The organism is Kribbella jejuensis (assembly GCF_006715085.1).
Taxonomy (GTDB): domain Bacteria; phylum Actinomycetota; class Actinomycetes; order Propionibacteriales; family Kribbellaceae; genus Kribbella; species Kribbella jejuensis.
In genome coordinates this window covers 498,823-515,668 of the sequence record NZ_VFMM01000002.1, presented here as the reverse complement: position 1 = coordinate 515,668, position 16,846 = coordinate 498,823, and the positions used below count along the sequence as shown (strand labels likewise).

Annotated in this window: 16 protein-coding genes; 8 read left to right on the top strand and 8 right to left on the bottom strand. The window is 69.7% G+C overall.

Annotated features, from left to right (window positions below; all coding sequences use genetic code 11):
• Positions 1-24 precede the first annotated feature (24 nt).
• A complete protein-coding gene (locus FB475_RS22420) occupies positions 25-1,428 on the top strand; it encodes an OFA family MFS transporter (protein WP_141858538.1) in 1,404 nt (467 codons plus the stop codon).
• A complete protein-coding gene (locus FB475_RS38410; RefSeq protein ID WP_420359228.1) occupies positions 1,425-1,529 on the top strand; it encodes an MFS transporter small subunit in 105 nt (34 codons plus the stop codon). Before FB475_RS22420 ends, FB475_RS38410 begins: the two co-directional genes overlap by 4 nt.
• Here FB475_RS38410 and FB475_RS22415 read toward each other — a convergent pair.
• The 3 genes from FB475_RS22415 to FB475_RS22405 form a co-directional block, all read right to left on the bottom strand.
• Positions 1,522-2,331: a biotin--[acetyl-CoA-carboxylase] ligase gene (locus FB475_RS22415; protein ID WP_141858537.1), complete on the bottom strand. Its 810-nt coding sequence runs from the start codon at positions 2,329-2,331 to the stop codon at positions 1,522-1,524. The two genes, FB475_RS38410 and FB475_RS22415, sit on opposite strands and share 8 nt — an antisense overlap.
• A complete protein-coding gene (locus tag FB475_RS22410; protein WP_141858536.1) occupies positions 2,328-4,955 on the bottom strand; it encodes a phosphoenolpyruvate carboxylase in 2,628 nt (875 codons plus the stop codon). The genes FB475_RS22415 and FB475_RS22410 overlap by 4 nt, the downstream gene beginning before the upstream one ends.
• Positions 4,956-5,075: 120 nt before the next feature.
• On the bottom strand, positions 5,076-5,702 hold the full coding sequence (locus tag FB475_RS22405; RefSeq protein WP_141858535.1) for a TetR/AcrR family transcriptional regulator: 627 nt from the start codon (positions 5,700-5,702) through the stop codon (positions 5,076-5,078).
• Positions 5,703-5,860: 158 nt separating this feature from the next.
• Here FB475_RS22405 and FB475_RS22400 point away from each other — a divergent pair, with 158 nt between their 5' ends.
• On the top strand, positions 5,861-6,343 hold the full coding sequence (locus FB475_RS22400; protein ID WP_141858534.1) for an SCP2 sterol-binding domain-containing protein: 483 nt from the start codon (positions 5,861-5,863) through the stop codon (positions 6,341-6,343).
• Here the strand turns inward: FB475_RS22400 and FB475_RS22395 are convergent.
• Positions 6,340-8,079: a hypothetical protein gene (locus FB475_RS22395; RefSeq protein ID WP_141858533.1), complete on the bottom strand. Its 1,740-nt coding sequence runs from the start codon at positions 8,077-8,079 to the stop codon at positions 6,340-6,342. The genes FB475_RS22400 and FB475_RS22395 overlap by 4 nt on opposite strands.
• A gap of 89 nt (positions 8,080-8,168) precedes the next feature.
• Here FB475_RS22395 and FB475_RS22390 point away from each other — a divergent pair, with 89 nt between their 5' ends.
• The 3 genes from FB475_RS22390 to FB475_RS22380 are packed head-to-tail and all read left to right on the top strand — an operon-like array spanning position 8,169 to position 10,315.
• The gene (locus tag FB475_RS22390; RefSeq protein WP_141858532.1) at positions 8,169-9,746 is read left to right on the top strand and encodes an acyl-CoA carboxylase subunit beta; all 1,578 of its coding nucleotides are present in this window, start codon (positions 8,169-8,171) and stop codon (positions 9,744-9,746) included.
• Positions 9,743-9,943, top strand: coding sequence for an acyl-CoA carboxylase subunit epsilon (locus FB475_RS22385; RefSeq protein ID WP_141858531.1), 201 nt, complete (start codon positions 9,743-9,745; stop codon positions 9,941-9,943). Before FB475_RS22390 ends, FB475_RS22385 begins: the two co-directional genes overlap by 4 nt.
• 12 nt (positions 9,944-9,955) lie before the next feature.
• Complete coding sequence (locus FB475_RS22380; protein WP_141858530.1) at positions 9,956-10,315, top strand: hypothetical protein; 360 nt, start codon at positions 9,956-9,958, stop codon at positions 10,313-10,315.
• Positions 10,316-10,320: 5 nt separating this feature from the next.
• Here the strand turns inward: FB475_RS22380 and FB475_RS38300 are convergent, their stop codons facing one another.
• Complete coding sequence (locus FB475_RS38300) at positions 10,321-11,511, bottom strand: Maf family nucleotide pyrophosphatase (RefSeq protein ID WP_141858529.1); 1,191 nt, start codon at positions 11,509-11,511, stop codon at positions 10,321-10,323.
• A complete protein-coding gene (locus FB475_RS22370; RefSeq protein WP_238332339.1) occupies positions 11,508-13,190 on the bottom strand; it encodes a DUF885 domain-containing protein in 1,683 nt (560 codons plus the stop codon). Before FB475_RS22370 ends, FB475_RS38300 begins: the two co-directional genes overlap by 4 nt.
• A 94-nt stretch (positions 13,191-13,284) precedes the next feature.
• On the opposite strand from FB475_RS22370, the gene FB475_RS22365 reads away from it, so the two are divergent.
• Positions 13,285-14,454: a neutral zinc metallopeptidase gene (locus FB475_RS22365; protein ID WP_141858527.1), complete on the top strand. Its 1,170-nt coding sequence runs from the start codon at positions 13,285-13,287 to the stop codon at positions 14,452-14,454.
• On the opposite strand, the gene FB475_RS22360 is transcribed toward FB475_RS22365, so the two are convergent.
• Together FB475_RS22360 and FB475_RS22355 are read right to left on the bottom strand one after the other, a co-directional pair.
• Positions 14,434-14,772, bottom strand: a complete 339-nt coding sequence (locus tag FB475_RS22360) for an MmcQ/YjbR family DNA-binding protein (protein ID WP_141858526.1) — start codon at positions 14,770-14,772, stop codon at positions 14,434-14,436. The two genes, FB475_RS22365 and FB475_RS22360, sit on opposite strands and share 21 nt — an antisense overlap.
• 2 nt (positions 14,773-14,774) lie before the next feature.
• On the bottom strand, positions 14,775-16,178 hold the full coding sequence (locus FB475_RS22355; protein WP_141858525.1) for an MFS transporter: 1,404 nt from the start codon (positions 16,176-16,178) through the stop codon (positions 14,775-14,777).
• A gap of 91 nt (positions 16,179-16,269) precedes the next feature.
• Here FB475_RS22355 and FB475_RS22350 point away from each other — a divergent pair, with 91 nt between their 5' ends.
• Positions 16,270-16,824 (top strand): TetR/AcrR family transcriptional regulator, encoded by a 555-nt coding sequence (locus tag FB475_RS22350; RefSeq protein ID WP_238332338.1) that lies wholly within the window; start codon positions 16,270-16,272, stop codon positions 16,822-16,824.
• The last annotated feature ends 22 nt before the right edge of the window (positions 16,825-16,846 follow it).

Below are 16,846 nucleotides of genomic sequence, written 5' to 3'. Positions count from 1 at the left end.
AGCTGGGGACGAGAGGAAGCCGTGATGGCAGTCTTGTCGATACTCGACCGGGAGCACACCGTCGCACCGCCGGGGTACAGCCGCTGGCTGATCCCGCCGGCCGCGCTGGCCGTTCATCTCTGCATCGGCCAGGCGTACGCGACCAGCGTCTACAAGACCTCGATGGTGAAGCACTTCGGCAGCAGCCAGACTGCTGTCGGCGTGGTGTTCAGCATCGCGATCGTGATGCTCGGCCTGTCCGCCGCGATCGGCGGCACCTGGGTGGAACGCAACGGCCCGCGGAAGGCGATGTTCGTCGCCGCCTGCTTCTGGGCGTCGGGGTTCCTGGTCGGAGCGCTCGGCATCGGTACCGGCCAGCTCTGGCTGGTCTACCTCGGGTACGGCGTGATCGGCGGGATCGGACTGGGCATCGGGTACATCTCCCCGGTGTCCACGCTGATCAAGTGGTTCCCGGACCGGCCGGGCCTCGCGACCGGCCTGGCGATCATGGGCTTCGGTGGCGGCGCGCTGGTGGCCAGCCCGCTGTCCCGCCAGTTGCTCAGCCTGTACGACGGCAACTACGACCCGAACGTCAGTACGTCGGTCGCGGGCGGCGGCGCACTGGTCGGGCTGTTCCTGACCCTCGGCGTCGGCTACTTCGTGATCATGATGTTCGGCGTCTTCACCATCCGGGTGCCCGCCGACGGATGGGCGCCGGACGGGTTCGACCCGTCGGCGGTCCGGGCGAAGACGCTCGTCACCACGGCCAACGTGTCCGCGGCGAACGCGATCAGGACGCCGCAGTTCTGGCTCCTGTGGGTCGTGCTGTTCTGCAACGTCACCGCCGGCATCGGCATCCTCGAACAGGCCAGCCCGATGATCCAGGACTTCTTCCGCGGCGGCAGTGTCACAGGCGGCAAGTCGACGGTCGCGGTCGCGGCGGCGGCCGGCTTCGTCGGCCTGCTGTCGATCTTCAACATGGGCGGGCGATTCGGCTGGTCGTCGACCTCCGACGTGATCGGCCGGAAGCCGATCTACGCGCTGTACCTCGGTGTCGGGATCATCGCGTACGCGCTGCTCGCGACCGTTGGGCACACCAACACTGTGGTGTTCGTACTGCTCGCGGCCATCATCATCTCGTTCTACGGCGGCGGCTTCGCGACCGCTCCGGCGTACCTGCGGGACCTGTTCGGTACGTACCAGGTCGGCGCGATCCACGGGCGGCTGCTGACCGCCTGGTCCGCCGCCGGGATCGCCGGTCCGCTGATCGTCAACGGTTTCCTCGACCACGAGGGCAAACCCGGCACGTTGACCGCGTCGGCGTACCGACCCGCGTTGTTCACGATGGTCGGCGTACTCGCGGTCGGCTTCGTCGCGAACCTGCTGATCCGCTCGGTCGCCGAACGATTCCACGAGCAGTCCTCGTCCACGGTGGAGGCCGCATCATGAACCAGACCCCACGCCTGGTCCTCTCCTGGCTACTGGTCGCCGTACTACTGGGCTACGGCGTCATCGAGACGCTGATCACCGCGGCCAAGATCTTCAAGTAGTCCGCAGATGGGTGACGTCGCCGGCGGCCAACGGGTGCGGGCCGTCGGCGGTGTCGACGATCAGGCGGCCGTCGTCGGCCAGGTCGCGGGCGGTGCCTTCCAGGAAGGTGCCGTCCGGGAGTTCTACGCGTACTGGTTGACCGAGGGTGGCCGACAGTTCGCGGTACTCGGGAAGCACCACCGCGGGATCGCCGTCGGCGTGTAGCCAGGACTGATAGCGAACAGCTAGTTCGCGGAGTACGGCGGCCATGACCGTGGCGCGGTCTGTCGTGGTTGCGTTTTCCAGGGCTAGCGAGGTGGCGGCCTCGTGGGGCTTTTCGTCGGCGCGGAGGGTGACGTTGAGGCCGATGCCTACGACGGCGGCGGGGCCTTCCACGCGTTCGAGGAGGATGCCGGCCAGCTTGCGGTTCTCGACGAGTACGTCGTTCGGCCACTTCACCTGCGCCGGGACCTCAGCAACCTTCCGTACGGCGGCCGCTACCGCCAGCGGAACCAGTAGACCAAGCCACTGCCACCGTGCCGCGTCAACGCTTGTCGGGCGCAGCAGGGCCGACATGAGCAACGCGGAGCGAGGCGGTGTGGTCCACGTACGTCCCAGCCGACCACGGCCCGACGACTGGTACTCAGCGGCGACCAGAAGGCCCTCTGGCTGACCAGCCGCGGCTGCGGCCGCTACAACAGCATTCGTCGACGGCGTCTCGGCGACAACGTCGAGCTGCGTCCAGAACGATCCAGGACGCACCAACCGCCCCCGCAGGAACTTCTCGTCCAGCGGGGGCCGGTCCAGATCGCTGAAACTCATCCGGTGTTCTGCAGACCTGCGGCAACGCCGGAGACGGTCAGCAGCAGCAGCCGCCGGGTACGGACGATCTGCTCCTCGTTCAGCGAGTCGTCGGTCCGGAGTGTGCGGAGTGCCCGCAGCTGCAGGTAGCTGAGTGCGTCGACGTACGGGTTCCGCAGCTCGACCGCGCGACCCAGCACGCGGCGTCCTTGGAGCAGCCGCTCCTCGTCGAGAACCTTCAGCACCCACTCGGTGGTCAGTGCGTGCTCGTCCAGCATCTGCTTGGTCAGCTCCGGCCGGTCGCCCAGCTCCAGGTAGCGGCCGAGGATGCGCCGGTCGGTCTTGGCCAGCGACATCTCCGCGTTCTCCAGCATCACCTGGAACAGCGGCCAGTTCTGGTTCGCGTCGCGCAGCAGGTCGACGTCACCGACGGCCGCCAGCGCCGTACCGAGACCGTACCAACCGGGCGCGTTCACCCGCGCCTGCGACCACGCGAACACCCACGGGATCGCCCGCAGGTCCTCCAGCGAGGACACCGCGACACCGCGCCGCGCCGGCCGCGAACCGAGCGGCAGCTGGCCGAGCTCCTCCAGCGGCGTCACGGTGCTGAACCACTCCGCGAAACCCTCGGCCTTCACCAGCCGGTGGTACGCCGTCCGCGCCGCCTCGTCGAGCGTCTTCTCGACAACCGCGAACCGGTCCGCCGCAGCGGCCGCCCGCTCCTCGATCGCCGGCGTCGACGCCAGCAGAGTCGCCGCGGTGACCTGCTCGATGTGCCGCTGCGCGATCGCGGCGTTCCCGTACCGGGCCGGGATCGCCTCGCCCTGCTCGGTCAGCTTGAACCGCCCGGCCACCGACCCCGGGGCCTGCGCCAGTACGGCGCGGTTGGCCGGGCCACCGCCGCGGCCGAGCGCGCCGCCGCGGCCGTGGAACAGGGTCAGGCGGATCGCGTTCCGCTGCGCCCACGCGGTGATCCGCGCCTGCGCGTCGTACAACGCGAGCGTCGCCGACACCGGGCCGACGTCCTTCGCGGAGTCGGAGTAGCCGAGCATGACCTCGAAGCGGCGGTCGTTGGCGGTCAGCCGGTGCCGGACCCGGGTCAGCTGGATCGCGTTGTCGAGCACCTCGACCGAGTTCTGCAGATCCTCGCCGGTCTCGAACAGCGGTACGACGTCCAGCTCGATCGGCCGGCCGTCGAGCGCCGCGTCGGCCAGCTCGTACACCGCAGCCAGGTCGCCCGCGTTGCGGGTGAACGACACGACGTACCGACGGCAGGCCTGCGGACCGAAGCGCTGCTGGATCTGGGCGATCACCCGGAGAGTCGCGAGCACCTCCTCGGTCTGGTCGGACAACTCGCCGCCGCCGAGCACCTCCTCCAGCGCCTTCGCGTGCACCGAGGAGTGCTGGCGGATCTCCAGCTCGGCCAGGTGGAACCCGAACGTGTTCACCTGCCAGATGAGCTGCTGGAGATCGCCGTACGCCTGCCGTGGTGCGCCCGCGCTCACCAGCGAGTCTTGCAGGACCTTGAGCTCGTGCAGGAAGTCGGCGGCTCGCGGGTACCCGAAGTCGGCGTCACGGGAACGCGTGGCCGCCAGCCGGCGAGCGGCGAGCAGCAGGAGCTGCCGGTGCGGCTCGGACGGCGAGCGGGTCTCGATGTCGGTGATCAGCTCCGGGTTGACGGCCCGGGCGTCCTCCAGGATCCGCCGTACCGGTGCGGACGGCGGGGTGGTCGCGGCGTCCAGGGTCAGCGCGCGGCCTAGCTGCTCGGTGGCCTGCTCGAGTGCCCGGAGCACGTGGTCAGCCTGGATCTGCATGGCCTCGCGGGTGATCGCCGCGGTGACGTTGGGGTTGCCGTCGCGGTCGCCACCGATCCACGAGCCCAGGTGGACGAACGGGGCGACGACCGGAGTACGCGTACCGGCCGCGTCACCGGCGAGCGCGTCGTCGAGCCGGCGGTACACGTTGCCGACGACGTTGAACAGCGTCTCCTCGAACACCGCCATCGCCGAGCGGACCTCGTCCAGCGGCGTGGGGCGGCTGGTCCGCAGCTGCGACGTACGCCAGAGCACGTCGACCTGCTCGACCAGGCGGCGCCGGTTCTCGGCCAGGTCGCTGTCACCGGCGCGCGGGTCGTGGCGCTCGTCGAGCAGCGAGGAGATCCGGCGGATCGTCGCCAGTACGGCGCGCCGCCGGGCCTCGGTCGGGTGGGCGGTCAGCACCGGGCGGAACTCGAGGCCGCTGAGCAGAGCGCGGGCCTGCTGTTCGCCGCTGTCGCGGGTGATCTGCTCGACAGCCTGGGCCAGCTCGGACACCACCGCCTCGCTGCCGGCCCGGTCACGCTCGCGGAGCACCCGGGCGCGGTGCAGCTCCTCGCTGAGGTTGGTCAGGTGGAAGTAGCAGGTGAACGCCCTGGCCACGTCCTCGGCGCGTTCGTGCGGCCACGAGGCGACCAGCTCCTCGGCCGCCGCGCCGTCACCGGCGATGGTCAGCTCGCGGAGTTTCTCGACGTCGTCGAGCAGCGGCTGACCGGCGTACTCGACCAGAACCTTGCCGAGGATCTCGCCGAGCAGGCGGACGTCGGCCCTGAGTTCTTCAGGCACCTCGAACCGCGCGCGGGTACGGGTCTCACTTCCGGTCTCGCTCACGTTCGCCCACCCTATCGGCGGACGCCCGATCACGCTCCCGAGTCCGCCCACTGGAAGCCGATCGTGACCGAGCGTTCAGCTACTTCACAGTAGGTGCATCGGACGGTGGTGAGAAGGTGGTCAGACGGCACCGAAACCGCCGTCGACGACCTGGGAGACGGTGCGGGCCAGCTCGGCCGGGGTGCGGTCGGTGCCGTCGACGACGAGCATCCGGGCGCAGGCCTCGATCATCGAGGCGAGCAGTTCGGCCAGGACCGGGAGGTTCGCGTCCGGGTCGGTCACGCCGGGGAGGGACTTCAGCAGTGTCAGCCGGAGGCTCTCGACCAGGAACGCGCGGGCAGCGCGGACGCGCTCCGCGACGACCGGAGCGGCGCCGTACTGGGCGCCGAAGACGATCCGCCACGAGTGCGGCTGCTGCGCGACGGCGGTGAGGAACGCGGTCACGCCGTCGAGTACGTGTTCGGCGGGGGTGCCGACGCTCGGGTCCGGTGGGAGCGCGGCGACGATCGTGATCACCAGGTGCTGCTCCTCGCGGGCGAGCAGCGCCAGCAGCAGCTCGTCGCGGTTCGGGAAGCAGTCGTAGACGACCGGCTTGGTGACTCCGGCGGCATCGGCGACGGACTGCATCGTCGTACCGGCGTACCCGTGCGCGGAGAACACTTCCAGGGCCGCATCCAGGATCAGCGGCCGGCGCCGCTCCGGACCGAGATGCGGCGCCCGTTTCCGGCGTTCGGCATCCTCGACCACTTGACAAAGTTAACAGCCCCGTAGGAAATTCCTACGGTCTGGTAGGAACGTTCGCCGGGCGCACTTCGAGTGATTGCGGTGTCCAGGTGCGTGCATGGGCGCCGCAAGCACCGAAGGACGCCCGGCGAACGTTCCTCAAACTGCCGCGGGGGTGGTCGATGACCGAACGAGGCAGTGCCGGTTGGCTCGAGTCCGAGGGTGTGATCGCCTTGGACGCGAGCGAGCTGGCTCGGCTGGTCGACCGGACGTCGGAGCGGGAGCTTCGGCATCGACTCATCGGGGGAGTACGAGAGATCGCGTTGCGCGAGATCTTTCGCCGGATGCCGGAGTACCTCCGACCCGCCCGGGCCGCCGGGTTCGATGCTGTCATCAACTGGCAGATCACCGGCGCGGGCGGGGCCGGTCGCCCGGACGCCGTCGACGAGTACTGGCTCCAGGTCCACAACGGCCGCTGTACGCCGGTACCGCCCGGATCGACTGCCCCCGACATCACCATCCGCACCGACCCCACCACCCTGCTGCGCATCGTCACCGGCAACGAAGACCCAGTGCTCGCCGTCCTCAAACAACGCCTCTCGGTCCGCGGCGACCTCGCCCAAGCAGCAAGACTCCCCAAACTCTTCACCACCGGCCCGGCCTAACGGTCGAGGACCGAGCGGTTCTGGTCGGGTCCGGACGCGGGCCGGTTCGCCGTGGGCGCGACAGCGCCGGGCTGTGCTTGCGGACGGGTCAGGGCCGGGTCGCCGGACGCGAAGCGGGACATCGGATCCTGCCGGTCCGCGACGAGCGACTCACGCCGGGCCATCCCGGGATTCACCGCGTAGAGCTCGGCCATCGAGACGGCGACCTTGCCGATCTGGGTTCCGTAGTCCGCCGCGGCGGCCTCCGGCAGGTCCGCGAGCTGCCCGGCGGTCTCGTCGCAGATCCGGCGGACCGCGAACGGCCGCTCGACGTTCGGTACGCCGGCGACCGCCACCAACTCTTCCGCGGCCGGGTCGATCATCGTGACCGGACCTTCGCCGGCCATCCGGCGCAGCGTCTCGCCCGCAGTGAGGCCTGCCTCGCGGTCCACAACGGCAGCGAACGCACGAGCCGCCGGCGCCAACCGCTGGTCCGGGAGCGGCGGCTGGGCCTGTCGTACCTGGGTTGCGAGGTCGTACGGCAGCGATCGGTCGGCGATGTCTCGCAGGTGGTCCTCGGCGAAGGCCGTAGCGACCGCGTGCTCGATCGTGGCGAACCGCGGTGCGACCGGCTCAGCGGCGGCCTCGTGTCGGGCGTCGTACTCCTCCGGAACGGCCCAGCGCGCGTATGACGCCGCGACCACCTGGACCGCCTCGCGGGCAGCGGTCGCGTCCGCCGGAGCGAGCGGGCGCGTCCGGCTGCTCTTGAGCAGGTCCTCGAGCGCCGCCTCCTGTCGCTCGGTGAGCCGCAGCGTGGTGTCGAGCGGCTGGCCCAGGTCCGGCTCGATCGTCCCGTCCCACCGCGAGTTGGGCGCGTCGGTCAGCTCGGCCACCGCGCCCTGGATCCGTACGCACAGTTCACGGACGGACTCCGCCCGCTCGACGGCCGGCGGACGGCCGATCTCGTCGAAGAACCGGTGCAGGTGGTCGATCTCCTCCCCGGCGTCCCGGCTCGCGGTGGTGATCGCGGTGGAGCCGAACTCGGCCAACTGCTGCCGATCGGCGAGGACGGCGCCGATCTCCGGCCCGGGCTGTTCGCGTTCGTGGTTCTCGAACTGCGCTTCGAGGTGGTCGGCGATCGCCGCCGTGAGCGCGTTGCGCTCCGAGGCCGGCAACGCGGCGAAATCGGGGCGCGCCTGCAGCAGCATCCGCGCCGCCGCCGTAGCGTGGGCGCCACGGCCGGCCGCGACGAGCCCTCCCAGCACCTCCCGTCCGGTGCGTCCGGTGCGAGCGCTGATCGCCACGACCGCCGCATGTGCGGCGAGCACGTCACCCTCGATCCGCGGCGGCGCGAAGATGCCGAGATCGTCCGGCCGCCCGTCAGGACGCAGGCCCGCGGCCAGGCGCGGCGTCTCGTACTGCGCGTACAGCCGGTTGACCGCCGCTTCGAAGCGGGATCGCCCGTACGGATAGATCGACTCCTCGGCCGGTTCCCTCGGCTCCAGCACACCGGCGCAGCTCGCGACGGTCTCGATCAGCGCTTCCCGGATCCCCTCGCGCGGGTCCGGCTCGCCGTGCCGCGGTGCAAGCCGGACCGGGATGTCTAGGTTGTCCGCGAACAGCCGCAGCCGCCGCTGGTCCGAGCGCGTCACCACCCCGGTGATCCGGTCGCCGACGGCCAGCGACCGGCTCCCGGTGTCCGCCTCGACGAGCTCGTTGATTCTCCGGATCAGAGCACTCACCTGCGCGTCCGCCACGGCCGGAACCTACCGGGGAGCAGGTTCACCCGCAGGTTGCGGCCGACGTCACAGGCGGTACGGCGTACTGGCGCGTAGGCTGCGCGTTCATGGGAGAGACCGTGAACATCCACACCACCGCCGGGAAGATCGCGGACCTCGAGCACCGGCTCGACGAGGCCGTGCACGCCGGGTCGGAGCGGGCCGTGGAGAAGCAGCACGCGCGCGGCAAGAAGACCGCCCGCGAGCGGATCGAGTTGCTGCTGGACGAGGGTTCGTTCTCCGAGCTGGACGAGTTCGCCCGGCACCGGTCGACGAGCTTCGGCCTGGAGGCGAACCGTCCGTACGGCGACGGCGTGGTGACCGGCTTCGGCACCATCGACGGCCGCCAGGTGTGCGTGTTCGCGCAGGACTTCACCGTCTTCGGCGGCAGCCTGGGCGAGGTCTTCGGCGAGAAGATCGTCAAGGTGATGGACCTGGCGATGAAGATCGGCTGCCCGCTGATCGGCATCAACGACTCCGGCGGTGCGCGGATCCAGGAGGGCGTGGTCAGCCTCGGCCTGTACGGCGAGATCTTCCGCCGCAACGTCCGCGCGTCCGGGGTGATCCCGCAGATCTCGCTGATCATGGGCCCGTGTGCCGGCGGCGCGGTGTACTCCCCCGCGGTCACCGACTTCACCGTGATGGTGGACGAGTCGTCGTACATGTTCATCACCGGCCCGGACGTGATCAAGACCGTCACCGGTGAGGACGTCACCCAGGAGGAGCTCGGCGGCGCCCGGACGCACAACACCAAGTCCGGCAACGCGCACTACCTGGGCTCGGACGAAGAGGACGCGATCGAGTGGGTGAAGGCGCTCGTCGCCCACCTCCCGCAGAACAACCTCGAGGACCCGCCGGTGTACGACGCTCCCGCGGACCTCGAGCCGACCGAGACCGACCTCGCCCTCGACGAACTCGTACCGGACTCCCCGAACCAGCCGTACGACATGCACACCGCGATCGAGGCGGTCGTCGACGACGGCGACTTCCTCGAGGTGCAGACGCTGTTCGCGCCGAACATCATCGTCGGGTTCGGCCGGGTCGAGGGCCGCCCGGTCGGCGTGGTCGCGAACCAGCCGCTGCAGTTCGCCGGCACGCTGGACATCGACGCGTCCGAGAAGGCGGCCCGGTTCGTCCGCACCTGCGACGCGTTCAACCTGCCGATCCTGACCTTCGTCGACGTCCCCGGCTTCCTGCCCGGCACCGACCAGGAGTGGAACGGCATCATCCGCCGCGGCGCCAAGCTGATCTACGCCTACGCCGAGGCGACCGTGCCGATGATCACCGTGATCACCCGGAAGGCGTACGGCGGTGCGTACGACGTGATGGGGTCGAAGCACCTCGGCGCCGACATGAACATCGCGTGGCCGACCGCGCAGATCGCGGTGATGGGCGCACAGGGCGCGGTGAACATCCTGCACCGCCGCGAACTCGCCGCCGCGGACGACGTCGAGGCGCGCCGCCAGGAGCTGATCACCGAGTACGAGGACCACCTGGCGAACCCGTACGTCGCGGCCGAACGCGGCTATGTCGACGCGGTGATCAAACCGAGCGAGACCCGCGCCGAGATCGTCCGCGCCCTGCGCCTGCTCCGCACCAAACGCGACACCCTGCCCCCGAAGAAGCATGGGAACATCCCACTGTGAGCACTCTAAAGGTAGTCAAAGGCGATCCCACGCCCGAAGAACTGGCCGCCCTCGTCACGGTGCTGGCAACGCGCGCCGCGGCACCACCGCCCGCGCCCGACACCGACCGTGCCAGCAACTGGGCCACGTATTGGCGCAACGCCCGTACCCCCTTCCACCCGGGCCCGGGCCAGTGGCGCGCCAGCGCTCATCCGTAAGACCCTGGTCCCATGGCTCAGTACGCGGTCAATCCTGAAGCGGTCGACTTCGCCCGGAAGCTGATCGACGCGCGGCAGTACGTGCTGGACAGCGACTGGGGTGAGGTGCAGCCGCGGGCCGACGACCAGAACAAGTACCTCGACAAACACAGCTGGCAGGAGTACGGCGCCTGGCACCTCGGGCTGACCCAGGGTGCCGGTGAGGAGACGAAGGCGCGCTACGCGTTCGTGCTCGGCGACTTCCGCCGGATCCACCGCACCGCGCTGATCGCCTCGGTCTACCGGGCCTCCGAGTGGCGCCACAAGGCCGTCGAGCTGGCCGCCCACGACCTCCTGCAGTACCTGGACACCAAGACCGGGCTCACCGCCTGACCTGATCAGCTTCTGCGGAAGCGGACCAGGGGGTAGGTCGGAGCGGCGCCGGTGTTGCGGATCGGGCCGGGGAAGGTGGTCGCGCCGTCCAGGGTGAGACCGTGGCGGGCGGCGACGGCTACCAGGTGGGCCAGGGAGTCCTGGGAGCGGGTGTCATTCGGGCCGCGGTCGTCGGCGTACCTGCTGGCGTCGGTCTTCTCGCTGGTGGTGATGAAGACACCGCCGCTACGCAGAACGCGGGCGACCTCGGCGATCACCGGTTCGCTGTCGTCCAGCAGATGCAACAACCAGACGGCAACCACTGCGTCACACCGCCGATCGGCCACCGGCAATCGCGTGGCATCAGCTGCAGCCACATGCCCCGGCAACCGAACCTTTGCCCGCTGCAACATTGCCGTAGACAGGTCGAACCCGTGCACAAGGTTGCCAAGAGCAACAAGCTCCGCACCGACGATCCCCGTACCGACAGCCAGCTCCAGTACTCTTCCGGGGCTCTCAAGAAGACTGTCGACGGCTTGGGCCGCCGCCTGGGCGCGGGCTTCGCCGCCGCGGGTTTCGTCGTAGGTGGAGGCTACGGATTCGTCGTAGGTGAAGGGTTTCTGGGCGTTCCACAGGGCCGGCCAGGAGATGCCTACCTCGGCGAGCATGCGGCGGAGCAGGGGTAGTGACAGGCCGACGACGTTGTGGTAGTCGCCCTCGATCGCGGTCACGAACGGGCCGCCCAGGCCGTCGACGGTGAAGGCTCCGGCGACGGCGAGCGGTTCGCCGGTGGCGACGTACGCGTCGATCTCCTCGTCGGTCACCTCCGCGAATCGCACCTTCGTCGACGACAGCTCGCGCAGCTCCTGCTTGCCGGAGGTGTCGATCAGGCAGTGGCCGGTGTGCAGTACGCCGCTCCGCCCGCGCATCATCTTCCAGCGCTCACGGGCGACGTCCGGCGTCTCGGGTTTCCCGTACGGCTCCCCGTCGAGCTCCAGCACCGAGTCGCACCCGAGCACCGTCGCGTGATCGGTCAACCCAGCCACCACGGCCCGCGCCTTCAGCGTCGCGAGCAACCGCGCCAGCTCCCCCGGATTCTCCGCGGTGACGTTGTCCTCGTCGACGCCGGAGACGATCACCTCCGGTTCGATGCCCGCGTTGCGCAGCGTCTTCAGCCTGGCCGGCGACTTCGAGGCCAGGACGAACCGGACGCTCACAGCTTCGCCAGCGCCCGGCGCAGCGGGTCCAGCCCGATCGAGCCGAGGTTCAGCGCGTCCCTGTGGAACTCACGCAGGTCGAACGCGGACCCCTTGCGCTGCTTGGCTTCCTCCCGCGCCTGCAGCCAGATCCGCTCGCCGACCTTGTACGACGGCGCCTGGCCCGGCCACCCGAGGTACCTGTTCAGCTCGGCCTGCAGGAACTCCGTCTCCATCCGGCAGTGCGCGCGCAGGAACTCGAATCCGAGCGCGGCGTTCCACCGCTCTCCCGGCCGCCAGCCGAACGGGTTGTGGCGCGGAATCTCGAGCTCCAGGTGCATACCGATGTCGACGACCACCCGCGCGGCGCGGAAGCCCTGCGCGTCCAGCATCCCGAACCGCGCGCCCGGATCCTCCAGGTAGCCCAGCTCCTCCATCAGGCGTTCGGCGTACAGCGCCCAGCCCTCGCCGTGGCCGGAGACCCAGCAGGCGATCCGCTGCCAGCGGTTCAGTAGGTCAGTCCGCAGCATCGTCTGCGCGACCTGGAGGTGATGCCCTGGCACACCCTCGTGGTAGACCGTGGTGACCTCGCGCCAGGTGGCGAACTTCTCCACGCCGTTCGGTACCGCCCACCACATCCGGCCCGGCCGGGTGGTCAGGTCCTCGCTGGGCTGGGTGTAGTAGATCGACCCGTCCGAGGTCGGCGCGATCATGCACTGCAGCGTGCGGATCTCGTCGGCGATGTCGAAGTGGGTGGCGCCGAGCTCCGCGACGGCCGCGTCGGACAGCTGCTGCATCCAGTCCCGGAACGCTTCCTTGCCGTGGATGGTCCGCGCCGGGTCGTCGTCGAGCAGCGCGGCCGTGGCCTCGATACTGCGGTCGCCGCCGGTCAGCCCGGCGGCGATGTCCTGCATGGCGTTCTCGATCCGGGCCAGCTCCTGCCAGCCCCAGGCGTACGTCTCCTCGAGGTCGATGGTGGCGCCGAGGAAGCTGCGCGAGGCCAGCTCGTAGACCTCCCGGCCGCAGGCGTCGCGCTCCGGTGCCCGCGGCGCGAGGTCCGACGTCAGCCAGGCCCCGAACTGGTCGAACGCCGTCCGTGCGGAAGCGGCCGCCGCCTCGACCGCGGGCTTGACGTGACCGTCGGGCGCCTGCGCGGCAAGACCCGCGAAGAAGTCGTCGCCGTCGCCACCGGTCCAGCTCGCGATCCGCTCGGCCAGCCCGTTCACCTGGCGGACCGCGGAGATCCGTCCGGCGTCGGCCTGCTCCAGCAGCGTGTCGCGGTACCCGTCGAGCGTCGTACCGATCTGGTTGAGCCGGATCGCCACGACCTCCCAGTCTTGCTCGGTTGCGGTCGGCATCAGGTCGAACACCTGCCGCAACGCCGCCGGTACCGAGGAGATCGCGTTCAGCTGGTGCTGCGGTACGCCGGCCTCGTACCGCTCGAGTTCCAGCCCGAGCCGCTCGACGAACGCGTCCTTCGCGACCTCCTCGCGCGGGCTGCCCGGCTCGATCGCGCGCGCCTCGGCAAGCGACTGCCGGGTCAGGTCGATCCGCGCCGCGAAGCCGGCCGGGGTGAAGTCGGGCAGCTCGTGGTCGTGACCGGCGATCCCCAGCTCGGTGGCACCGATCGGGTCCAGGACGATGTCCTGCTCGAGGTGCCGTTCGGCAAGCTGGTCGATCGGGCTGTTCGGTGTCGTCACCCGGCTGACCATACCCGTCCAGGGTGCCCGGAGCTGACCTGTTTGTTGCCGATACTGTGGCGTTGCTCCAGTACGAGGCACGAGAGGAACGGCGTTGAGCCAGCCACCCTACGGTCCGCCCGGCCAGAACCCGCCGTACCAGCCGTACCAGCCACCCCAGGGACCGCCTCCTGGCCAGTACCCGCCGCAGTACAACCCTCAGTACGGGCCCCAGTACGGCCCGCCGCCGCAGGGGCCCGGCTTCGGTTGGGGACCGAACTTCGGCCCCGGCCCGGGTGGTCCCGGTGGCCCGCGCTGGCAGCCGCCGCGGCAGCGGAAGAAGTCCAAGGCGCCGCTGATCGCGATCCTGTCGATCGTCGGGATCGGCATCGTCGGCGCGGTCCTGATCGGCCTGGTGAAGAAGGCCGCCGAGGACGTCACCACGCCGCCGGTGACGCCGACCCGGTACACACCGAAGCCGGCCCCCTCGCCGACCTCCACCACCTCGACGTCGCCGACCGGGGAACCGTCGACCGGGGCGTCGAACGAAGCGTCGAACGCGACGATCGTGGCGAAGAACCCGATCTACACCGTCGGCCAGATGGCCTCGGTCGGCTGCCGCGAACCGAACATCAAGCCGAACACCGCGAAGAACGCGGCCGCTTACTGGAGCGCGATCAAGCCCTGCCTGGACCAGTCCTGGAAGCCGCTGGTGGAGAAGGCCGGCTTCACGTTCACCCCGCCGACGATGACGTTCTGGTCGGGGACGACAGTGGCCAACCCGTGCGCCAGCGGTGCGGTGAACGTGCCGTTCTACTGCTCGGCGAACAACATGCTGTACATGAAGGTCGACGTGTTCGTGAAGGCCTACACCGAGTACCCGGGCGATCCGATCGGCGAGGCGTACGCGCGGATGTGGTACACCCGATCGGTCGCGCACGAGTTCGGTCACGGTGTCCAGAACATGACCGGCATCCTGCAGGCCGCGAGCAAGCTGCGGTACGCGCAGGAGGACTACGCCGGCCAGATGCGGATGACCCGCCGGATGGAGCTCCAGGCGAACTGCTTCGCCGGGGTGTTCCTGGCCGTGAACAAGTCGAGCTACCCGATCAGCGGCAACATGCTCTACGTCTGGAACAAGTACGTCGTGACCGCGGGCGACAAGCCGGAAGAGGGCGACCACGGCAGCGTCGCGAGCCAGGGCCGGTTCATGGGCAAGTCGTTCAACACCGGCGACCCGGCCAGTTGCAACACCTTCTCGGCGTCACCGGCCAACGTCAGCTGACAACTCCGGTGGCGCCACCTGCCGCCACGAGTCGATCAGGATGTCGTGCAGTTCGTCGGCGTCCTCGAGCGCGGCGAGGCGGGCTCGAACCCAGTTCGAGCCCGCTTCGTGTTTCGGTACCCAGAACTTCTCCGGCTCGGCCGCGATCAGCTCCTCGCGCTCCAGCCGCGGGCACCGGACGGCGAACGACGTCTGGTCGTCCGGCACCGTGACGAACATCCGTCCGGCGACGTCGAAGGTCGGATGCCCCCAGCGCTGCTTCTCCACGGTTTCGGGGAAGGACAGCGCGATCCGTTGTACGTCGTCAGCGTCCAGCACGCTCACACTTTAGAGCGACCCGGCAGCAGGAGGGCGACGACGGTACCCGCGGCGACGATCGCGGCGCCTGTCCAGACCGCGGGGACGATGCCGGCCGCGAACTCGGTCGGTGACCCGTAGGATCCAGCTGACGCGAACACCGAGGCGAGGATCGCGACGCCCATCGCGACACCGACCTCGCGGATCGTGTTGTTGGTCCCGGATGCCACGCCCCGGTCCGCCTCCGACGCGCTGGCCATCACCACGCTCGCGGACGGCGCGAACGTCAGCCCCATGCCGATCCCCGCCAGCACGAACGGCGCGACAAGGTCGCCGTACTGCGTGCTCGCCGTAGTGATCAGTGCGATCCAGCCGAGCGCGGTGGCGAGGAACGCCTGGCCGACCACGATCAGTGTGCGCGCCCCGACCCGGTCGACGACCAGGCCCGCGAGCGGTGCGACCACGAGCGGCGCCGCGGTCCACGGCAGCGTCCGTACGCCGGACTGGAACGGCGTGTAGCCCTGCACGACCTGGAAGAACTGCGCGAGCAGGAACACCGATCCGAACACCCCGACCGCGAACGTGAACGCGACCACGTTCACCACGCTGAACGAGCGGACCGAGAACAACCGCAACGGCAGCATCGGGGCGCTCGTCCGGCGCTCCCAGCCCAGGAACGCGACGAGCAGTACGCCGCCCGCGATCAGCGTGCCGAGGACGCTGCCGGACGTCCACCCGTCACCCGCGCCGTGGATGACACCCCAGACGATCGACAGCACCCCGCTCGTCGCAAGCACCAGGCCGACCAGGTCGAGGCGTTGCGCCGTACCCTTCGACTCGGTCAGGACGCGGGCGGCGAGCAGTACGGCGACGACGCCGGTCGGGACGTTCAGCCAGAAGATCCACTGCCAGTTGAGCCCGTCGACGACCGCGCCGCCGACGACCGGGCCGACCGCGATGCCGAGCCCGGAGATGCCGCCCCAGATGCCGATCGCGGCGCTGCGCATCCGCTCCGGTACGGCGTCTGCGAGCAGCGTCAGCGACAGCGGCATCACGGCCGCGGCGCCGATGCCCTGGATCGCGCGGGCGGCGGTCAGCATCCACGGCTCGGTCGCCAGCGCGCAGGTCGCCGACGCCAGCGTGAACAGCGAGATCCCGGCCAGGAACATCCGGCGCCGGCCGAGCCGGTCGCCGATCGCGGCCGCGGTCAGCAGCAGCGCGGCGAAAGCGAGCGTGTAGGCGTTCACGAACCACTGCAGGTCGGACAGCGACGCGTTCAGCTCGTGCTTGATCACGGGCAGCGCGTTCGTCACGACCAGGTTGTCCAGCGTGACCATGAAGGTCGGGATCCCGACGGCGGCGAGGACCACACCGAGCCCGCGGGTCGCCGGGGTTGCCTGCCTGGGTTCGAGGGCGGTCGCGGTCATCTCGCACTCCTTGTTGTAATTGACTGATAACAAGCTCGCTGACGAGAGTATGCATTGACTGATAACATGTCAACGGACGAAAGGAGAAAGCGTGACTCCCAAGGTTCGGATGACCGCCAAGGAGCGCGGCGACGAGGTGCTGCGCGCCGCTGTCCAGGCGTTCGCCGCGTCCGGCTACGAGGGCACGAAGACCGACGAGATCGCGCGGCTGGCCGGGGTGTCCCAGCCGTACGTGATCCGGCTGTTCGGCACGAAGCAGCAGCTGTTCCTGGCCGCGGTCGAGAGCGTCTGCGCCCAGATCGAGCAGATCTTCCGCGAGGCGGCCGCCGAGTCACCGGAGCTGGCCTCGCTCGGCCGCAACTACGGTCGGCTACTCGCCGAGCGCGATCTCCTGCTGGTCCTCATGCAGGGCTTCGCGGCCAGCGGCGATCCCACCATCGGCAACTGCGTCCGCCAACACTTCGGCAGCATCTACAACCTGATCCGAGACCTCACCGGGGCGACACCGCACCAGGCCCGCGAATTCCTCTCCGCCGGCATGCTGATGACCGTCATGTCCGCCATGCAGGTCCTGGGCCCCAACGCCATCCCCACCCCCTGGTCCGAAGAACTATCCAAAACCTTCGGCGACGAGACCCCAGCCTGACCACGGACCGGCTCCTCCGGCA